Raw genomic sequence first — 17,630 nt, 5'->3', positions numbered from 1 at the left:
CCAGAAAATATTCTGAGAGTCGATTCTAATCAATATTTAATTCTTCCATTATTTCATTTCTATAATCGGTAAATTCCTTGCTCGTCCTAGATCTTGGATAAGGGAGGTCAATGTCTACAATTTTCTTAATTCTTCCAGGATTTGCCTGCATAACTAGGACTTTTGTTGACATGTAGATTGCTTCGTCTACATCGTGGGTTACCATTATATTTAGATTTTCTTCTTCTTTCCATAAGTCAAGGATTAAATCTTGCATATTCATTCTTGTGAAGGCATCGAGGGCTCCTAGTGGCTCATCCAAAAGCATTACTTCTGGTTTGTTGATTAGAGTTCTTATAAGAGATACCCTTTGGGCCATTCCTCCTGAAAGGGCCGATGGATAGACATCCTTAAACTCTTCAAGGCCTACCTTATTTAAAAGTTTTTCTACCATCTTATCATCAGTTTTCTTAGCTAAATCTCCCGAAAAGGCCACATTTTCCTTAACTGTTAGCCAAGGAAATAGTGTTGGCTTTTGAAACACCATGCCCCTGTTGCTCCTTGGCTCGGTGATTTTTTCTCCATCTAGGGTAATTTCGCCAAAGCTTGGTCCAATAAGACCTGCTATAAGTCTTAACATTGTACTTTTCCCACAACCAGAAGGACCAACTATGGATACGAATTCTTTCTCTTTGGCCTTAAAGCTAACATCCGATATGGCATGAGTTAGCCCATTTCTGTCTGCTCTTGTAAATAATTTGCCTACATTATCAAATACTAATTCTGTCATTATATTGCCCCCTCATTCTTCCAAACGAGTACCCTATCGCTTAGCTTTTTGATTAGAATATTAACTATAACGAAGGTCACAGCTAGTAGGATTATAGCTCCGTACATGGCAGTATAATCTGCCCATGAGCTCTTCCATGTTATATACCAACCAAGGCCTGACTCAACTCCCATCATCTCAGCAACGATTAGGGCGTTACAAGCAGCACTCATCGCAGATACAAGACCTTGGAAGATATTTGGACTTGCAGAAGGGATTGCGATTCTTTTAACCAAATCTTTATTAGTCGCTCCTAAAGTCCTTGCTGCCTCATAAAAGGAAGGGTCAACATTTCTAATTCCTGTAATAGTTGCAAGAGTAACTTGAAACCAAACTCCCAAGGATATGATAAATACAGCTCCTTGAAATAAATTTATAGCAAGGACCATGACAAGTGGAAGCCAGGTTGTTGTAGGAATTGGTCCAAGTAGTTTTAGAATTGGATCAATCCAGTAATTTACTTTTTCGAAGTAACCTGCTAGAATTCCAGTTACTATTCCCAAAAGTCCTCCTATAATATAACCAGTAAATAGAAGTTTGAGTGATGACACTACTGATTCTATTAAGTAAGACCTATCAGCTGCCATTGAATTTAATACCTTATCTAGCCAAGGGAAATATGGCATCTGTAATATATTAAACTTAAGTGTTAAAAGGTCAAATACAATAAATATTACAAAAATCGCCGTGTACAAAGGCCAGTAATAGTTTAAAGTATCTCTAACCTTTTCAACTTTAATAGATACTAGAAGGAAGATTAGATAAATCCCTCCTAAAATCATAAGGAAAGTTGGATACAGATTTGTAAGTTCGATATTTGGATCATAATTTTTTATATATTTGAACTCTAATAAAGCTAAGATTGCAAAGACCAAGGGAATGAAAAGCCTAATTATAGAAGGCTTTCCACCACCATTTTCAAGTTTTTCTAGGTCTTTTGCAGTTAGCTTTTCTTTTAAATTTTCATTAAGAAGTTTGCTATCCTGCATGAAATCTCCTCGTTATTCTACTATTTCGACTTCTCCATTTCCGAGTGGTCTCCAGTATTCTTCTACATATTCATCTGTAGACTTACTATCATCAATTAGTCCTAATTTCTTGTAGTCATCAAAGTAAGATCTGATTGTCTTAAGTCCTGCTTCATTGTCCAAAGTGTAGTCAAATTGTTTTAAAAGATTTACAGCAGCTTCTTCGTCTCCACCAGGAGCAAGATTTTTATCTTGGAGTTTCTTAACAGCTTCTTCTGGATTTTCAGCCATATATTTGTTTGCTTTTTCAATTTGTTCAGCTACAAGCTCTGCAATCATTGGATTTTCGTCAACGAAGTCTTTGTTAAAGGCAGTTACACAGCATACTTCATCTTTGAAGTCTTCATCTTCAAGAGATCTTATAGGTCTGATTTTTCCGGATTTTACAAATTCTTGGGCGAATTGATCATCAAGAACTGCTCCCTTAATTTCTCCACTTTCCATAGCTTGGATAACTGCAGATGACTCTACTGGTTTTACATTATATTCATCTGGTTCTATGCCATCTTTAATTAAAAATCTTAAGAATGTGTTGTGGTCAGCATTTCCTAAACCATTTGTAACAGCGATATTTTCATTTATTAAATCTTTCGTATTTTGATAAGAGCTATCATTTAATACGTAAAGTGATTTACATCCTGAATGGCTTGGTGTTGAGAACACATAGTTAAGTCCCTTAGTTGCTGGTACTAACATACCACCAAACTCACCTGTAGTGGCATCAATTTGACCAGCTCCTAAGGCATCTTTACCTGATTTAGTGTTTACAAATTCAACGTCTAAGCCAGCTTCTTCAAAATAACCTTCTATATCTGCCATATTTGGAGCAGCTATACAAAGTCCACCATTAAAAGCAAGTTTGATCTTTGTTCCATATCTTGGCTCATCTTTTATGCTGTGTTCCTTGTTTACAAGGCTTTCTCCTTGAACGCTTTCTTCTTGACTAGTCTCTGTCTTAGTATTTGCTTTTTCTTCTTCTCCATTTTTCACACAGGCTGTCAGACTTACTGAAGCTAATAGTAAAGCTGCTAATAGTTTCTTGTTTTTCATAATATCTCCTTTTGTTTACAAGATGAATCGTATCTACTTCTTCTACACAGAAGTTTGGATCATTATAGTCTATGATCTCTTACTTCTTAAAGTTTCCCTCGCTCTTAAAATCTAAAATCTCTTATTTTACTAATTTTTTCTCTCTACTTCTTACTTTGAAGTAGAACAGACAGTAAGTAAAACTAGTGAAGAAGCTATGATGATTTTTCTAGATAAATTCATATTCTCCCTCTATCCATATTCCTTTATATATTTTTTAGTATATAAAAAGCCCGTCCCTAAAAAAGGACGAGCTTAGCCGTGATTCCACCTAAATTCATTTCTATAAAAATAGAAATCTCATTTGCGATATAACACTCGCACTGTTATAGCCTAAAAATTCAGCCATAAGACTCAAAGATGCACTTCCACATAAATTTTTTTAACCTTCTCAGCTAACGGTTTTCTCTGTAAAAAAATCACTTATATGTACTTTTCTTATCAAGGTCATATATACTACTATTTTAGTATACTTTACTTTTTTATAAATTGCAAATATGATTTTCATCAGTGTAATTTAAGCCGTTCTAAGTATAATAATATTATGAAAGAGATTATTAAAGACAGAGAAAAAAATATTATAAAAGATTTTGATATATCAATTATATCAGACCCCCATTTTCTAGCAGGTGAGCTAATGGGACCTAGTGAAAGTTTCATAAAAGAGCTTAAGCTAGAAAGAAAGCTTGTCGTAGAAAGCGAGGGGCTTTTTAGGCGTGCCCTAGAAATCGTAGATAAGGCAGGCAGTAACTATCTAATCCTTCCTGGAGATATGGTCAAAGAAGGAGAGTATAAGTCTCATAAGCTAGTCGCAAGTTATTTAAGAGATTGGAAGAGTAAGGATCCTAGGAGGAAGATTTTCCTTACACCAGGTAACCACGACATCAACTGCCACAGGGCCTATGACTTTTCTAAGGATCAGAAGACTAAAAATGTTAGTCCGAGAGAATTTGAAGAAATCTACGATTTTATCTATGAGGATGATTCCATATTAGAGTTTTATAGAGATAGCCAGACTTTTAAGAATTATTTAGACTTTGTCAACAAAAAATATAACAGAGATGTAAAATACTCCTACTATGCTCATGGGTATTTTTCCTATCTAGCAAGGATAAAAAAGGACTATGAAGATAGTAATGGACTTAGCCTAATAATGCTCGACACTTCGATTTACTCTGCGGATGGGGAAGAAAAACATAGAGATGGCAGGGAAAATATTCCAGGATCTATTACAAAAGAAGAGATTTATTGGATGCTAGAAAAAATCGAAGAAGCTAAAAAGAGAAAGGATATGGTAATTGTCGTAGCCCATCATGCTCTTCTACCAAACTTTAGAAATCAAGAACTTGCCTTCTCACCCTTTATTATAAAAGAATGGAGGGATAAGTTTGAAGACGAAGATCCTAGGATCGATGGGAAGACTCCTATAGAAATACTTGCAGACAGTGGAGTTAAGTTTGTTTTTACAGGCCATCTTCACGAAAATGGAACAGCCAAATACACAAGCGAGACAGGTAATACAATCTATGATATCCAAACAGGATCAACCATAACCTACCCCCTTCCAATAAGACATATAAAAATCAATAACAAGACCTCTACAGATCATGGCTTTGAAGTTTTTGTTACAACAGAGCTTATAGATAATTTCTCCTTCACTGACTATAATGGCGAGGAAGAAATAATAGAAGATGCAATCCTTCACACAATGACCAACCAGCTAAGCCTTAAAGAGGTAATTCACAACTATATTAGGATCCAAGCCAACAACCCGCTTTTTGATAATATGGATTATAAAAAAATAATTATAGATAATTTAAAATCAAAAACCGGAATGGATATTCCGTACCAGGGATATATGAATAAGATAGTTTTTCCAAAAATTGCTGACCGCTTCCCAATCTATAGCAAATATATAGGTAGGATTGTCATAAGTAACTTAAACTATGAGTACGAGTTTAGGATTAAGGCCTTGATGAATACACTTTTTATAAAGGCTAGAAATATAGAAGATGCAATAGATATAATTATTGAACAAGCCGAAAAAATCCTAACCCCTCACTTTATAATCACTGCCATGGATAAGATTTCATCTAAGATCTTTGCCATGCCTATTGATGATAAGGGACATACTTTCTATGACTTTTCTAATTATATCTACCAATATAGGTCAACTAGCGATGAAGACCGTCCTTCCTATGTGACTAAAATGATTGATAATATAAACGATCCTGACTACGATATTATAAATATAGTGCTTGATTATGCGGCAGATGAGATAAATGAGGTCTTTGATACAGTTACTGAATCAATAATCCTTGAAAGAAATGGATCAAAGAAAGAGTTTTTTGAAAGACTCATCCAAACCAAGGGCTTTCCTGTAAACTACGCCTATAAATATCTGATAAGAAGGGTAGACACCCTAAGAGATTTACTAGATTTCTTTTCAAGATTTATCACTAAAAAGAGCTCCATCACTGGAGTAGACCTTGCAAAGACGATCGCCCACTCCAGAGCTGTAAGAAGAGCTAAGATGAATATATCTGATAAATTCTTCGGCCAAAAGTCCCTCCGTGTCTTTATCCTAGCCCTCATAGGAGAAATGAACGAAGAGATGACTACAATCTATCAAAACGCCGACCTAAATGAAATCGACCACTACTTTAACTATATCGAATACGACGATACAAAAATAATCACAGAAGAATAAATAAATGAAAACGACGAAGAAGGAACTTAGATAAGCTTTTTTCTCGTCGTTTTTTAGTTTGTTCTTATTCGATTTTAGTAAATTCCTTAAAGTTATACCAGTAGATTAGGGAAGTTTCTACCTTTTTTCCTAGAGATTTTTCTATAGCCTGTCTATAAATTTGGATTTGCTTGTCGTATAAGCTCTCTCTCTTAGTCCTATCCGTCTTAAAATCGATTAAGATTACCTTGTCATCTATCTCAAACATCAAATCTATCTGCCCATTGACATAATAGTCCTCGTAGGTCATCAGGAAGGACTCTTCCTTTCTGATATTTGTAGCCTTTTGGGATATATCTTTGATAAAAGGATCTTCGAAAAAGCCTAGGATTTTATCTAATTCTACTAGGTCCAAGCCATCTTCCTCAATCCTTTTTTCCCTAACAAGTCTATCGATTTCTTCTTTTAGGCTATCTTTATCATAATCATTAAAGTCTAGGGCTTGGAAGATTCTATGGATCATAGTTCCCCTATCGACAGCCTTGTAGGATTTTTCTTCTGATACGAAACTCGCCTTCCTAAAATCTGAAGAAAGCTCACTTTCCTCATAGTCAGGAAGCCTATAACCATCAAGGGAAGGATCGAAGTCCTTACTTATTTCTGTAACAGATCTTTTGATAGATTCCCTTGTTTGATCCTCATAAGGATATGGACTATCGAAAATTTGCTTAAGTTTATTATAAATTTCTTGATTTATATCTTCACTTTTAAGAAAGTCTGTTATATCCTTAGACTCAAACTTATCTATAGGGTCACTTTCTTCTATTACTTCAAGTGAAGCAAGGCCATCTAGGTCATCGGTCTCATAGTCTTCAAATAATTCTTCTGAGACCTTATCTCTTGACAGAATTGAAAGAATCCAATCCATGTAGGTATTCATATTAAGAAAATCAATTCGACCCTTTAATCTTCCCACTGTCTTAAGATTTCTCTCACCTGTGATAAAAAGCATTTCTTCTGCCCTAGTCATGGCTACATAAAGGATTCGCATCTCCTCTTTCTTATTTTCCTTAGTTATTTTATCATTGATGAGATTTTTCCTAAGAGATGAGAATCTCAACTTGTTCTCATAATCAGAAAGATTAATCCCAATTCCTAGATCATCATCAAAGACAATTGGTTCACGTAAGTGCTTGTTGTTAAATCTCTTGCCACAATCTGCAAGGATTACTACTGGAAATTCCAAACCCTTGGACTTATGGATGGTCATTATCCTAACTAAATCTTCCGCCTCAGAAAGCTCTCTTGTCGTTTGGATATTATCCGATTGATTCATAGAAAGTGAATCGACAAAGTCCAAAAATCCAAATAGGCCATTGTCATTAGATCTATCATACTCATCCATTATATCTATAAAGCTTTCGACATTATTTATCCTATCACTTGCCCTATCTCTTGCCAGCAAATATTCATAAAATCCTGTCTTCTCAAAGACATAGTTGGCAAATTCGTAAAGCGAAAGGAGATTTTTGCTATAAGTTAAGTCGGCAAAAATTGTCTTAAAGTCATTGATTTTCTCAACTATTTCTTCATCCTTGTCATATTCATCAAAGGCCTTGGTGAAGGAATAAGAATCAGAACTTAATCTAATTTCAACCAAATCATCTTCATCAAAATCGAAGATTTCAGATCTAATTATAGACAAAAGAGTTAGGTCATCTTTTGGATTGGCAAGATATTTTAAAAGATTAATAAAAAATGTAACCTCAACCGCCCTAAAGGAGACCTTGCTTATATCGTTAAAGAAAGGAATCTCTGCCTTCTTGAAGGCCTCTTCGTAGATATAGGATTTTCCTCCACTTCTTAAGAGAATTGCTATGTCACGATAGTCGTAGCCCATAGTCCTGATTTCTTCGATAAGTTTAACCAGATAATCTTCCTCACGAATATTACTATCTATAACCTTTATGTTGGCCCTTTCGTAAGAACTTTGCTCATTCTTATTGAAGTTAAGTCTGTGGCCTCCATCCCTGTAGTCGATGTCGCTTTCTTCCTTGGTCATTAGCCTATCGAAGATAAAGTTATCGAAGTCTAGGACGTCCTTCTGGGACCTAAAGTTCTTGTTAAGGTCAATCCTAACTGACTTATCATCTTTGTCATAAGCTTCTAATTTTTCTAGGAAAAGTTTTGGCTCAGCCCTCCTAAAGCCATAGATGGACTGCTTGACATCTCCTACAAAAAATAGATTATCTTCTCCCTTAAGCTTTTCTATAATGTAGTTTTGGATTTCGTTTGAGTCTTGGTATTCGTCAAAGAATATATATTTGTAAGTTTCCCTAAGCTTATTTCTAGCTTCTTCTATGTCGATCAAGTTGATAAACTTATGTTCCATATCAGAAAAGTCAAGGTAAGCCTTCTCTTCTTTTAGTCTCTGATAGACCTTCATGAAGTCCTTGACCAAGACATTGATTTCAGAAAGAAGGTCCTCTTCCTTCTTGGCAAAAAGCTCCATGGTTAGGCTATCTGTATTTGTTACAAACTTGGCAACACTTTTGATATCTTCCTTATATAGATCTCTCGTATCTTTGATGAAGCTATAATCTTCCTCGACATCCTTCTTGGACTTAGATATCCTTCCAAATTTAATTTTGCCAATCTTTCTTATAAACTTATCCCAATCCTTATCAAGTAAGATAGTAAGATTATTAATTTGAGAGAAGTCATCGAAGATTAGCTCTTGGTGCTTATCACGCATGCCTTGGCCCATAGTAAAGTCGTAGTTGGTCCTAGCTAAGTCTAGGATTTGATCCATTTCGCCTCTTACAGTTTCCTTAAACTTATCAAGCTTAAAGCCTTCCGAAGTCGCCTGGTCTAGCCAAGCAATTGGCCTTACTTCAGCCATGATTTTCTCGTAAGTCTTTAGTATAATATCTTTTGCCCCACTATCTGACTTATTAGTAGCGAAGTTATGGAGGAAGTTTTCGAAGGCAGGATCCATCTTTTCATATCTATTATCAAAGACCTCATCAATGGCATTTGACTTTAGGATTATTGCCGTATTTTCACTTATTACCTTAAAGTTTGGAGATAAATCGTCGAAATAATAGAAGTTTTCTCTTAGCATATCCGCACAGAAGGAGTGGAGGGTCTTGATTTGGGCATGCTTTAAGTTTTTGAGCTGGTCTTTGATAAACTTAACATCACTCCCCTTCTTCTTAAGCTCTTCTTCAAGGGCTGACCTTATCCTATCTTTCATCTCGACTGAGGCCTTGTTGGTAAAGGTAACTATAATAAAACTTGATATGTCCTTCCTATCTTCTATAAGAAGGCGGATAATCCTTGTAACTAGGACGCTGGTCTTCCCAGATCCTGCCGCAGCCGAAACTATTATATTTTTATCTCTAGTCTCTATAGCAGCCTTTTGGTCTTTGCTAAATTCCATCTTAGTCATCTTCACCTCCCAAATCCTCTATTGTCTTATCCTTATCAAAATTCCTATAACGAAGCTGGTCGATAGTTTCATCGAACTTACATATTCCCTTAAAGTCGCAATACTGGCACTCATTCCTATTTGAATCGTAGGCCAAAGGCTTAAGGCTGATATCTCCTTCTTTGATATTTTTAATAAAGACTCCCACTAAATTTTTGGCAAAGTTTTCAAGCTTGGTCACTTCCTCAGGGCTAAGGACGTCCGTATTCTTATAATCAAGGATGGTAGATTCCTTCGGACTTTCTGCATTTTTATCTATTATCTTAAAGATTTCTTCGTTAATTTTAACTATAAGGCCATTTATCCTAAACTTATCATTCAAAGCCTTCTCCAAGGTCTCTTGAGAATATCCCTCGCTATTTACTGACTCCATCTCATCGTATAGGGGCATGTAGAAGGATCCTACGGGAATCATAAGGTCTTTCTCGTTTTCTGTAGCCGACATCATATAGACTAAAAGCTGGAGGTCTAGGCCATTAAGGAGATTTATTATCTTGAAGGTCTTATTGCCTGTCTTATAGTCGATAATCCTTACGAAATTGCCAGCCTTATCGATCCTATCGATTCTTCCCCTCAGATAATTTTTATCGTCAATATAGACTTTTGGCAGATTGTCTTCATTTTCGTAACCAAAATCTTTTTCTACAGCATAGATTTTGAAGTCTCCGCTTTTTACCTGGTCGATTAACTTTTCTGAATTCCTCTTGGCAGAATTTAGGACATTATTTAAGATAAATTTATTCCTAGGATCTTCTCTTCTGGTCTTGTCGAGATTTCTAAGGGTGGCTTCCTTGAAGTTTTCTATCAATATATCCTCTAGATCACTTGCCTTAAGCTGTTCTATGTTTTTTTCAGATAAGTTTCTTGAAATATCTTCGAAAAGTTTGTGGACAATATTTCCCACTTCCATATGGTCTACTTCATAGCTTTCGTCGATATTTGGTCTTAGGCCGTAGTTTACGAAATACTTGTAAGGACACCTAGAATAACTTTCTATCTCGCTTACATTGAAGTGGTTTTTCTTATATAAAGAACCTGCCAAGTCTTCTCTAAGATTTTTCTTATCATTAGTAAAGTTTAGGCCTTTTTCTATAAGCTCATATGAGTCATTTTCCTTAAGATATTTGATAAAGGCTCTAGCAATTTCCCTATCATTTTCATCTACATTCTCATTTCTCATCATCTGTCTGATACTTCTTAGAGCTCTTACTTCCATAGTCTTGTAGGAAAATTTCTCTATGGAAAGACCCAAGTCATTGCCATAAACCATCCCGTAAGTCTTCCCTTCTCTATCTGAGAATATATCCATAATTGAATTGATAATGACGGACTTATTAATTGCCTCACTTTTCCTATTGGCAAGGGAATACGATAAGAAAAACTTATCTGATATGGTAATTAGCTTATAGAAGACAAGCTTCTCACGCTCTTCATAGTCTTCGTCGAAAACCTTTAGGTCAAGGTCAAGGGCCCTTAGCTTATCCTTTTCTCCCTTGCCTACAATGTTTTCTTCCCTATTAGTCGAAGGGAAGAAAACATCATTTAAGCCTAGGGCAAAGTTTACTCCCCTATCGGCAATCCTCGCTCTGGCAAAGCTTGTTATCTCGATGTGGTCCTTGGTAGGCGGGATAATTCCTACATTGATATCCTTACATGTAGCTTCAATCAAGGAATAAACCTTCCTAAGGCTCGAATTCCTTTCTCCCATAAGATCAACGATCTCTTCGAGTATTTCTACAAACTTATCCCAAACTTGGTCATTTTCCTTGTATTCATCAAGCCTTCCGCTTTCCTTTAAGATTTCCTGAAAGCTAGCGATTCCCCTTCTTATGTCTTTATCATCTATAATATTAAAGATTCCTATACAAATATCCTTAGTCTTTTCTTCTTTTAGCTCTAAAAGAGGATTAAGAAGGTCCAAAATCCTATCTCTTAGCTCATTTATAACTTGGTATTCGTAAGTCTTTGCCCCTAGTTTCTCTTCTCTTTTGGGATCATTCTCGTAGAGATTTTTGTAGAAATCTTCATCATAGGCAAAATATTTGTCTTCAAGAAACATCTTGCCCTTAATCTTCCTGTTTTTGATATAATTTTCAAGAATTATGGCCTTTTCCTCAAAGTTTTCTGAGAAGCTAAATAGGCCAGACCTTAGAAAATAACTTAAATCTTGACTGTTAAAATTATAAATCACAAGTCTTAAGATAGCCAAAAACGTCTTTACTATGTGATTGTCTATAAGCTTCCTATCAGAATCCATAAAAATCGGCAAATCATATCTATTGAAGACTTTTATTATTTCATTTTTGTATTCGTCTTCACTAGAAATATAAATAGCGAGGTCCTTATAGCGGTAGCCCTTATTCTTTACTAGATAATTTATAATTCTTGCAGTGTTTTCGACTTCTGTCTTAGTCGATGGATGTTCTACAAAACGAATATTATTAGGACTTCCCCCAAATTTCAAAGAATTAAATCTCTCGAAGTTTCTAGATAGATGGGCTATATCTTCTTTCGCAAGACTCGTATTATCAAGAACTGTATCGTGAATTTTCGCTATTTCATTTAGCTTTCTATAGAGTCTATCAGTAGAATCGAAAAACTCCAGGTCTGAAAAAATATTACTATTAATAAAATCTGTATCTAGATTTAAGCTAAAGAAAACTTCATTTCCCCTATTTATAAGCCCTTCTACAAAGGAGAGCTTAAGGTCTGATAGGCTATCGAACTTATCAAAGTAAAATACTGTATCGGCTAGGAAGTCACAGTACGGAAGTCTTTCTATAATATAAGATAGGCTATCCTCAGAGTCTATGAATTTGCCAGAAATTTCCTTTTCGTAGGCATCGTAGATCATCTTTACTTCTTTAAATTTAATCCTAGTAATAGGATCATCAGTCTCTTCGATTTTCTTAAAGAAGTCTTCGTCAAAATTATTGTCCTTGATAGATGAGATTAAAGAAGAAATATTATTTACAAACTCTATATTGGAATATTTGTTTTGAAATAAACTAAGCTTATCATTCATATCTTGGAGGATATTGGAAATTAGAATAATTTTCCCGTTTTTTGTAAGAAATTTCTCATTAGCCTGACCGATTTTTTCCCCAATATAGCTTTTAAGTGAGGAGAAACTTAATACCTTGGCATCCATTACCGCCTCAAAGGAAATATTTTTAAGAAAATTAATATCAGTCTGGAGGGTGTATTGCTCTGGTACTATCAAAAGAGCCTTCTTGCCTTTATTTAAATCTTCTTCAATTTTCCTATAGATATAAGTAGACATCTCCTTGGGATATCTTGAAATAATTGTCTCTATCATGCTTCTACCTCCACTTTTGATCCCTCGCTTGCCTCATAGAAAACCAAAATCTTCGCATCGATTGCTTCTTTTAATTCGTCCACATGAGAAATAAGTCCTATAAATTTATCCTCATAGGCGAGTTTTTCTATAGCTGAAATTGCATTTTCCAGATAATCCTTGGACAGACTTCCAAAGCCCTCATCTATAAAGAGGGTATCGATCCTTACTCCCCCATTTTCCATACTAATCTCGTCAGATAGGCCGAGGGCTAGGGAAAGACTTGCTAAAAAGCTCTCACCCCCAGAAAGAGTAGATACTGGACGCATCTTTCCAGTATTGGCATCGAGGATTTCTATATCAAGACCGGTCTTTGACCTTTGATCTGTCGTATCGGACTTTCTTACCATGGAGAATTGATTGTCAGTCATATCGAGAAGCCTCATATTGGCAAGCTTTAAGACCTTATCGAAATAATAGGTTAGGACGAAGGTCTCAAAGTCGATTTTCTCCCTGCCCTTTACCTTGCCGAAAGACCCATCCGCCACCTTGGAAAGTCTGGCAAGGGATTCGTTTTCTTTCATATTCATTTCATAATCTTTCCTCAAAAGCTTAAGCCTAGCTAGTACTTTAGAGAAATTATCAAGTCTAGTGTGGATCTCTGATTTTTGATTCCTTATTATGTCTCTCTCATCTTCCTTTGACTTGATTTTCCCTCTTAATTTATCTAGGTCCCTTACTTCCATATCCTTGTATGAAGCAAAGTTCTCCTCGCTTATCATAAGCTTTTCCAAATTATTGAAAAATTCTTCCATTCCTTCTTTTTTACTAGCTAATCCAGAATAATTTTCTAGAGCTTCCTTGTAAGAAGCGATATTATCAAAGTTTTCTTCTAGCTTTTTACCAAATTCTTCCTTGTACTTGTCTCTTCTTAGGTCAAGGTCTTTTATATTTTCCTTGATATTTTCTATCTTTGTTTGAATTTCCTTAATCTTAAGCTCTGCATTTTGATAGTTCCTGTTAACTTCAGTAATATCCTTATCCAAGTCTAATATTTCTTTCTCTAGGATTTTTTTCTCATCTACTAGACTTTCTTTGGATAAGTCTTTCATCTTATCCTTCTGGCTTAGGTAAGTTATCTCAATTTCTTTATTATCTTGAGCCTCCCTTTTTAGCCCATCTTCTTTTTTCTTTTTTATTTCTAGGTCGTTGTAGATTTTATCGAGTTTTTTCTTAAAGCCAATTCTCGCCTGATCTTTTTGCTTATAATTTTCCCTTAAGGATTTTATATTTTTCTCAATTTCATCTTTTCTCTTGTAGTTTTCTGTAAGGATTTTCTCAAGCTCGTTTATATTTTTATCAGAAACTATTTCTTTTCTTATTTTTTCGACTTGATCTTGTCGAAGTTTGATAGCTTCCTTACTACTTATTAGACTCTTTCTTAATTCATCAAGGTCGTAGTCCTCTATTGGGTGCTTTCCTATTGCCTCATCATGCTTACTTCCACATACCGGACATATCCCCTCTTCGTTTGTCCTATCGATAAGCTTGTTGATTATAAGTAAATCTTCATTCTCCTTGGCCTTTAGCTCAGAGGATTCAAGCTTATCCTTTTCTTTAGTTAAGGATAGGAGACTTTCTTCGTAGCTTTTTATCTCCCTTAGCTTTTTTAAGTCTTCCTCTTCTTTTCTGATATTTTCCATGAGATTTGATAGATTCTTACTCTCAGACCTTCCCTTTTCAGCAATTTCAGCCAAAAGTTCGTTATTTAGATCAAATAGCTCTCGCTCTTTTGCCAAATCTTTTTCTAGACTTTCTATTTCCTTTTGAGTTTGATCTAGTAGCTTTGTCCTTTCTTCTATTGATTTGTAGGCTATTTCAGCTTCCTTAAACTTCTCCAAGGAAAGGATAGTATTTTCTATATCTTCTGCTTTTCTTTTTAGCTTATCAAGCTTTAATCTATCCTCGGCAAGCTTTTCGTACTTTCCCCTTACTTCTTCTTTTGTTTTAAGAGCAGTTTTCTCATCTTTTTTCAAGATTTCGAGATTAGCCTTGTTATTATCGATATCTGTAAGGGCAGCTTGGTAGTTTTTCTCAAAGATAGAAATATTATTTGCGAGCTCTGATTTTCTTATTAAATCTCTTAGCTTTTCGTATTCGCTTTCTTTTTCTCTTTCTGCCCTCAGGTTTTTTTCTATTTCCTGGTATTTTTCTATATTTGTATTATCTAATTCAGCCTTTTGAAGGTCTCCCAGGTCAGATTTTATAGCCTGATCAATAGTAGATTCACTTTTCTTAAGAAGGTCAGACTTATTTTCATATCCTAATTTTCTCTCTTCGATGACCCTCTCCATTTCTGGAAAGTCGTGAGTTATAATAAAGTCCCTATCTACAAGATCCGATATTTCTTCGTTATAAGAGATGATATTTGAAAGATCATTATCTATGTATTCCATCTTTTGGATACTGTCTTTAGCCATTTCCTTAATTTTTTCTTGGAAGTTTTTATATTCATAGGTCTTAAATATATCTCCCAAAAGCTTGGCCTTGTCGGTGGACTTGGCAGATAGAAACTCTTGGAATTTCCCCTGGGCAAGGAGCATTACCTTGGAGAATTGCTTGTCATCGAGACCTATAATATTTTTAATCATCTCATCTGTCTCGGTTTTCTTCTCACTTAGAAGAGTAAGACCGTCTGTAATATCGTATAGACTTACAGCATTTGCTATATTTTGACCGATTTTAGTCTTTTTCGCAACCTGTCTTGGGATTCTTTCTATCCTATAGGTCTTATCCCCTACTTCAAAATCAAGAGATACGTAGGTGTAGGGATCTTCTTCTGATAAAAAGTCGCACCTTAATCTATCAGCGGATATGTCTCTTGCTACCTTTCCGTACAAGGCGAAATTTATTGCATCAAAAATGCTGGTCTTACCCGAACCAGTCGCCCCAGATATTAGAAATATTTTTTTCTCGAAAAGAGTCGTAAAGTCTATATCGACCTCTTCCTTGTAGGTTATAAAACCTCTCATTTTCAGTCTTCTTGGTCGCATAAGCCTATCCTTTGTATAAGTTCTATGTCTTCTTCTTTAAGGTCTTCATCCATCTTGAAGCGGAAAAACTCTGCAAAAAGCTCTAGCAAATTCTTGTTATCTATGTCCACATCGTAAGTATCTTCCCTCTCAAATACAGCCTTGTTGGCGTAAGTGATTGAGACAGCCCTAGGGAATTTCTCCTTTAACCTTGCCATGGCATTTTCATGAATATAGGAATCTTCTAGGATAAATTTTATATAATCCTCTGACCTTTCTTCCTTTAAGATTTCTTCAAACATTCCTCTTTTTGTGACAAAGTCCCTCAAGAAGGGGATTTCGATTTTTCTTATTTCTGCCTTATCTTTAAGGTCAACTAGGCTTACAGTTTTTGTAAGATTTTCCTCATCGAAGGAATATTTCATAAAGGTCCCTGAATATCTAATCTTGGGATCTAAGACGTAGTGAGCCCTATGAAGATGGCCCAAGGCTACATAGTCGAAGCCTTCAAATAAACTTGCATCCATGGCGTCAGTTCCTCCGATAGTAAGAGGCTTTTGCCCTTCGTCATAGACTTCTTTGTCAAATGAACTCATATTTGAAGCGTAGCAATGAGTAATAAGCACATTCCTATCCCTATAGTCAATAGCTTCTAGGGCATATTTATAGACATCGGTGAAATTATCTATGGATGAATCAAAGATTGTTTTCGCCTTGTTTATGGAAATAAAGGGAATGAGATAGAAGTTAACTTTCCCAAAATCATCCTCAAAGCTAATATGATTTTTGTCATATTCGCTTACTAGATAGTAATTATTGGACCTGTAGAATCTCTTGTTGATATCAAGTCTCTTAGATGAATCGTGATTTCCAGAAATAGCTAGGACCTTCTTACCTAAATCAAAGACTATCTCTTCGATAAAGTTAGAATAAAGATCCATGGCCTCAGCACTTGGAATAATAGTATCGAAGATATCTCCTGCAATCATCACTATATCGACATCTTCTTCTTTTATAATTTTGATAATCTCAGCTAGGGCAAATCCTTGCTCTTCGATTAGGGAATATGAACCGATATTTTTTCCTAGATGCAGGTCTGATAAGTGGAGGAGTCTCACGATTTTCTCCTAACAAATACGAAATTATCTCCAGTAGACAGAAAAGGATCGAAGATATATCCGTCGATTTCAATCTTCTTGATATCTTCTGGATCTTCTATCTTCTTAGTAATAATCTCCTTGAGAAACTTCCCCCTCATCTGTTTAGTCCAAGCGACGATTGATCTGAGCTTGCCATTTTTCTCATCCTTAAAATCAATAGTAATAAATTGATCATCTTCCTTAAGAAATGGCCTAATAGTCTTAGAATATTCCTTGCTAGCAAGATTAATCACAGTCTCTCCATCCCTGAAGACTTCCTTGTAGATATCATCCTTCCAAAAATCATAGAGATCGATCATCTTATTATCAAAATACAATCTATAATCTCTTATACCCGAATATGGCTTAAGGGCTCCATAGAGGGCAGAGATTATATAGACGTGCTCATTTAAGTATCTAGGATCAGTAAAGTCCTCCTCCGAAAATTGCTTAAAAACCAAGCCATCATAGGAAAAAATAGCAGGATTGTCCAAGTGATCAAAGTCAAATTCCTTGTAATCAAAATAAGCCTTCTCGGTTAGCTCATCATTGGTCTGATTGAGATTGCCTATTTCATTTAGGCTAAGCTTTTGAATCCTTTCTACAAGATCTCGAGTTTTTTCTTCAAATAAAATATTATCTGTCTTTCTATTGTCAAAATGTTTAAATCTTTTTGCTGGTGATATAATAACTTTCATAATACCTTCCTTATATATACACTATACTATAAAGTCCCTTCTCTTTTGTAGGAGATAAATCTCTACGAAAAAAGCAGGCCGCAGCCTGCCCAGATGGTAGACAAAGTATCTTAATTAAAAAATTATTCTATCTCAAAGTTACCCTTATCTCGACTAAGAGAGTGAAACGAACGCATGGAGAGATCACGTTAGATTTCTCCACTCACTCCGTACTCTGAGTCGTTACTTAGTAACTTTTCCGTGCTTTCGCACTAGTCAGAGGGGTAAATAGCCAATTCAATGGCTATTTACCTGGTCGAAATAAGGGGGATTTTGATTTTGTCTACAGTCTAAGCAAGACTATGCCTGCCTGTATTTAT

The 17,630-nt window shown here is 35.5% G+C and carries 9 protein-coding genes and 1 other annotated feature; of the genes, 1 reads left to right on the top strand and 8 read right to left on the bottom strand.

Annotated elements, in window-relative coordinates; all coding sequences use genetic code 11:
* Positions 1-25 precede the first annotated feature (25 nt).
* Genes C7D97_RS10300 through C7D97_RS10290 form a run of 3 tightly spaced genes read right to left on the bottom strand, consistent with a single transcriptional unit; the run spans position 26 to position 2,886 of the window.
* Positions 26-769: an ABC transporter ATP-binding protein gene (locus tag C7D97_RS10300; protein WP_105301991.1), complete on the bottom strand. Its 744-nt coding sequence runs from the start codon at positions 767-769 to the stop codon at positions 26-28.
* Positions 769-1,797 (bottom strand): ABC transporter permease, encoded by a 1,029-nt coding sequence (locus C7D97_RS10295; protein WP_205408079.1) that lies wholly within the window; start codon positions 1,795-1,797, stop codon positions 769-771. The genes C7D97_RS10300 and C7D97_RS10295 overlap by 1 nt, the downstream gene beginning before the upstream one ends.
* 12 nt (positions 1,798-1,809) lie before the next feature.
* On the bottom strand, positions 1,810-2,886 hold the full coding sequence (locus C7D97_RS10290) for an ABC transporter substrate-binding protein (RefSeq protein WP_105301990.1): 1,077 nt from the start codon (positions 2,884-2,886) through the stop codon (positions 1,810-1,812).
* A 281-nt stretch (positions 2,887-3,167) separates the two neighbouring features.
* Positions 3,168-3,379 (bottom strand) — a binding site (T-box leader).
* Between the two features lie 90 nt (positions 3,380-3,469).
* Between C7D97_RS10290 and C7D97_RS10285 the strand changes: the two genes are divergently transcribed.
* Positions 3,470-5,635, top strand: a complete 2,166-nt coding sequence (locus tag C7D97_RS10285) for a metallophosphoesterase family protein (protein WP_105301989.1) — start codon at positions 3,470-3,472, stop codon at positions 5,633-5,635.
* Between the two features lie 64 nt (positions 5,636-5,699).
* Here the strand turns inward: C7D97_RS10285 and C7D97_RS10280 are convergent, their stop codons facing one another.
* The 5 genes from C7D97_RS10280 to C7D97_RS10260 are packed head-to-tail and all read right to left on the bottom strand — an operon-like array spanning position 5,700 to position 17,271.
* Positions 5,700-9,065: a UvrD-helicase domain-containing protein gene (locus C7D97_RS10280; protein ID WP_105301988.1), complete on the bottom strand. Its 3,366-nt coding sequence runs from the start codon at positions 9,063-9,065 to the stop codon at positions 5,700-5,702.
* Entirely contained in the window at positions 9,058-12,423 is a 3,366-nt protein-coding gene (locus C7D97_RS10275) for a PD-(D/E)XK nuclease family protein (protein WP_105301987.1), read from the bottom strand. The genes C7D97_RS10280 and C7D97_RS10275 overlap by 8 nt, the downstream gene beginning before the upstream one ends.
* Positions 12,420-15,434, bottom strand: coding sequence for an AAA family ATPase (locus C7D97_RS10270; RefSeq protein ID WP_240308920.1), 3,015 nt, complete (start codon positions 15,432-15,434; stop codon positions 12,420-12,422). Before C7D97_RS10270 ends, C7D97_RS10275 begins: the two co-directional genes overlap by 4 nt.
* 2 nt (positions 15,435-15,436) lie before the next feature.
* Positions 15,437-16,552 (bottom strand): exonuclease SbcCD subunit D, encoded by a 1,116-nt coding sequence (locus C7D97_RS10265; protein WP_105301985.1) that lies wholly within the window; start codon positions 16,550-16,552, stop codon positions 15,437-15,439.
* Positions 16,549-17,271 (bottom strand): YaaA family protein, encoded by a 723-nt coding sequence (locus tag C7D97_RS10260; RefSeq protein WP_105301984.1) that lies wholly within the window; start codon positions 17,269-17,271, stop codon positions 16,549-16,551. The genes C7D97_RS10265 and C7D97_RS10260 overlap by 4 nt, the downstream gene beginning before the upstream one ends.
* Between the last annotated feature and the right edge of the window lie 359 nt (positions 17,272-17,630).

The sequence above is a fragment of the Anaerococcus marasmi genome, from assembly GCF_900290195.1.
GTDB classification, from domain to species: Bacteria; Bacillota; Clostridia; order Tissierellales; family Peptoniphilaceae; genus Anaerococcus; species Anaerococcus marasmi.
This window is presented reverse-complemented; position numbering and strand designations above follow the sequence as displayed.

What these genes read in the sequence shown, in the direction of transcription:
- C7D97_RS10285 (WP_105301989.1), top strand. Translation starts at nt 3,470, where the DNA reads ATGAAAGAGATTATTAAAGACAGAGAAAAAAATATTATAAAAGATTTT.
- C7D97_RS10295 (WP_205408079.1), bottom strand. Translation starts at nt 1,797, where the DNA reads ATGCAGGATAGCAAACTTCTTAATGAAAATTTAAAAGAAAAGCTAACT.
- C7D97_RS10280 (WP_105301988.1), bottom strand. Translation starts at nt 9,065, where the DNA reads ATGACTAAGATGGAATTTAGCAAAGACCAAAAGGCTGCTATAGAGACT.
- C7D97_RS10300 (WP_105301991.1), bottom strand. Translation starts at nt 769, where the DNA reads ATGACAGAATTAGTATTTGATAATGTAGGCAAATTATTTACAAGAGCA.
- C7D97_RS10260 (WP_105301984.1), bottom strand. Translation starts at nt 17,271, where the DNA reads ATGAAAGTTATTATATCACCAGCAAAAAGATTTAAACATTTTGACAAT.
- C7D97_RS10290 (WP_105301990.1), bottom strand. Translation starts at nt 2,886, where the DNA reads ATGAAAAACAAGAAACTATTAGCAGCTTTACTATTAGCTTCAGTAAGT.
- C7D97_RS10275 (WP_105301987.1), bottom strand. Translation starts at nt 12,423, where the DNA reads ATGATAGAGACAATTATTTCAAGATATCCCAAGGAGATGTCTACTTAT.
- C7D97_RS10270 (WP_240308920.1), bottom strand. Translation starts at nt 15,434, where the DNA reads ATGAGAGGTTTTATAACCTACAAGGAAGAGGTCGATATAGACTTTACG.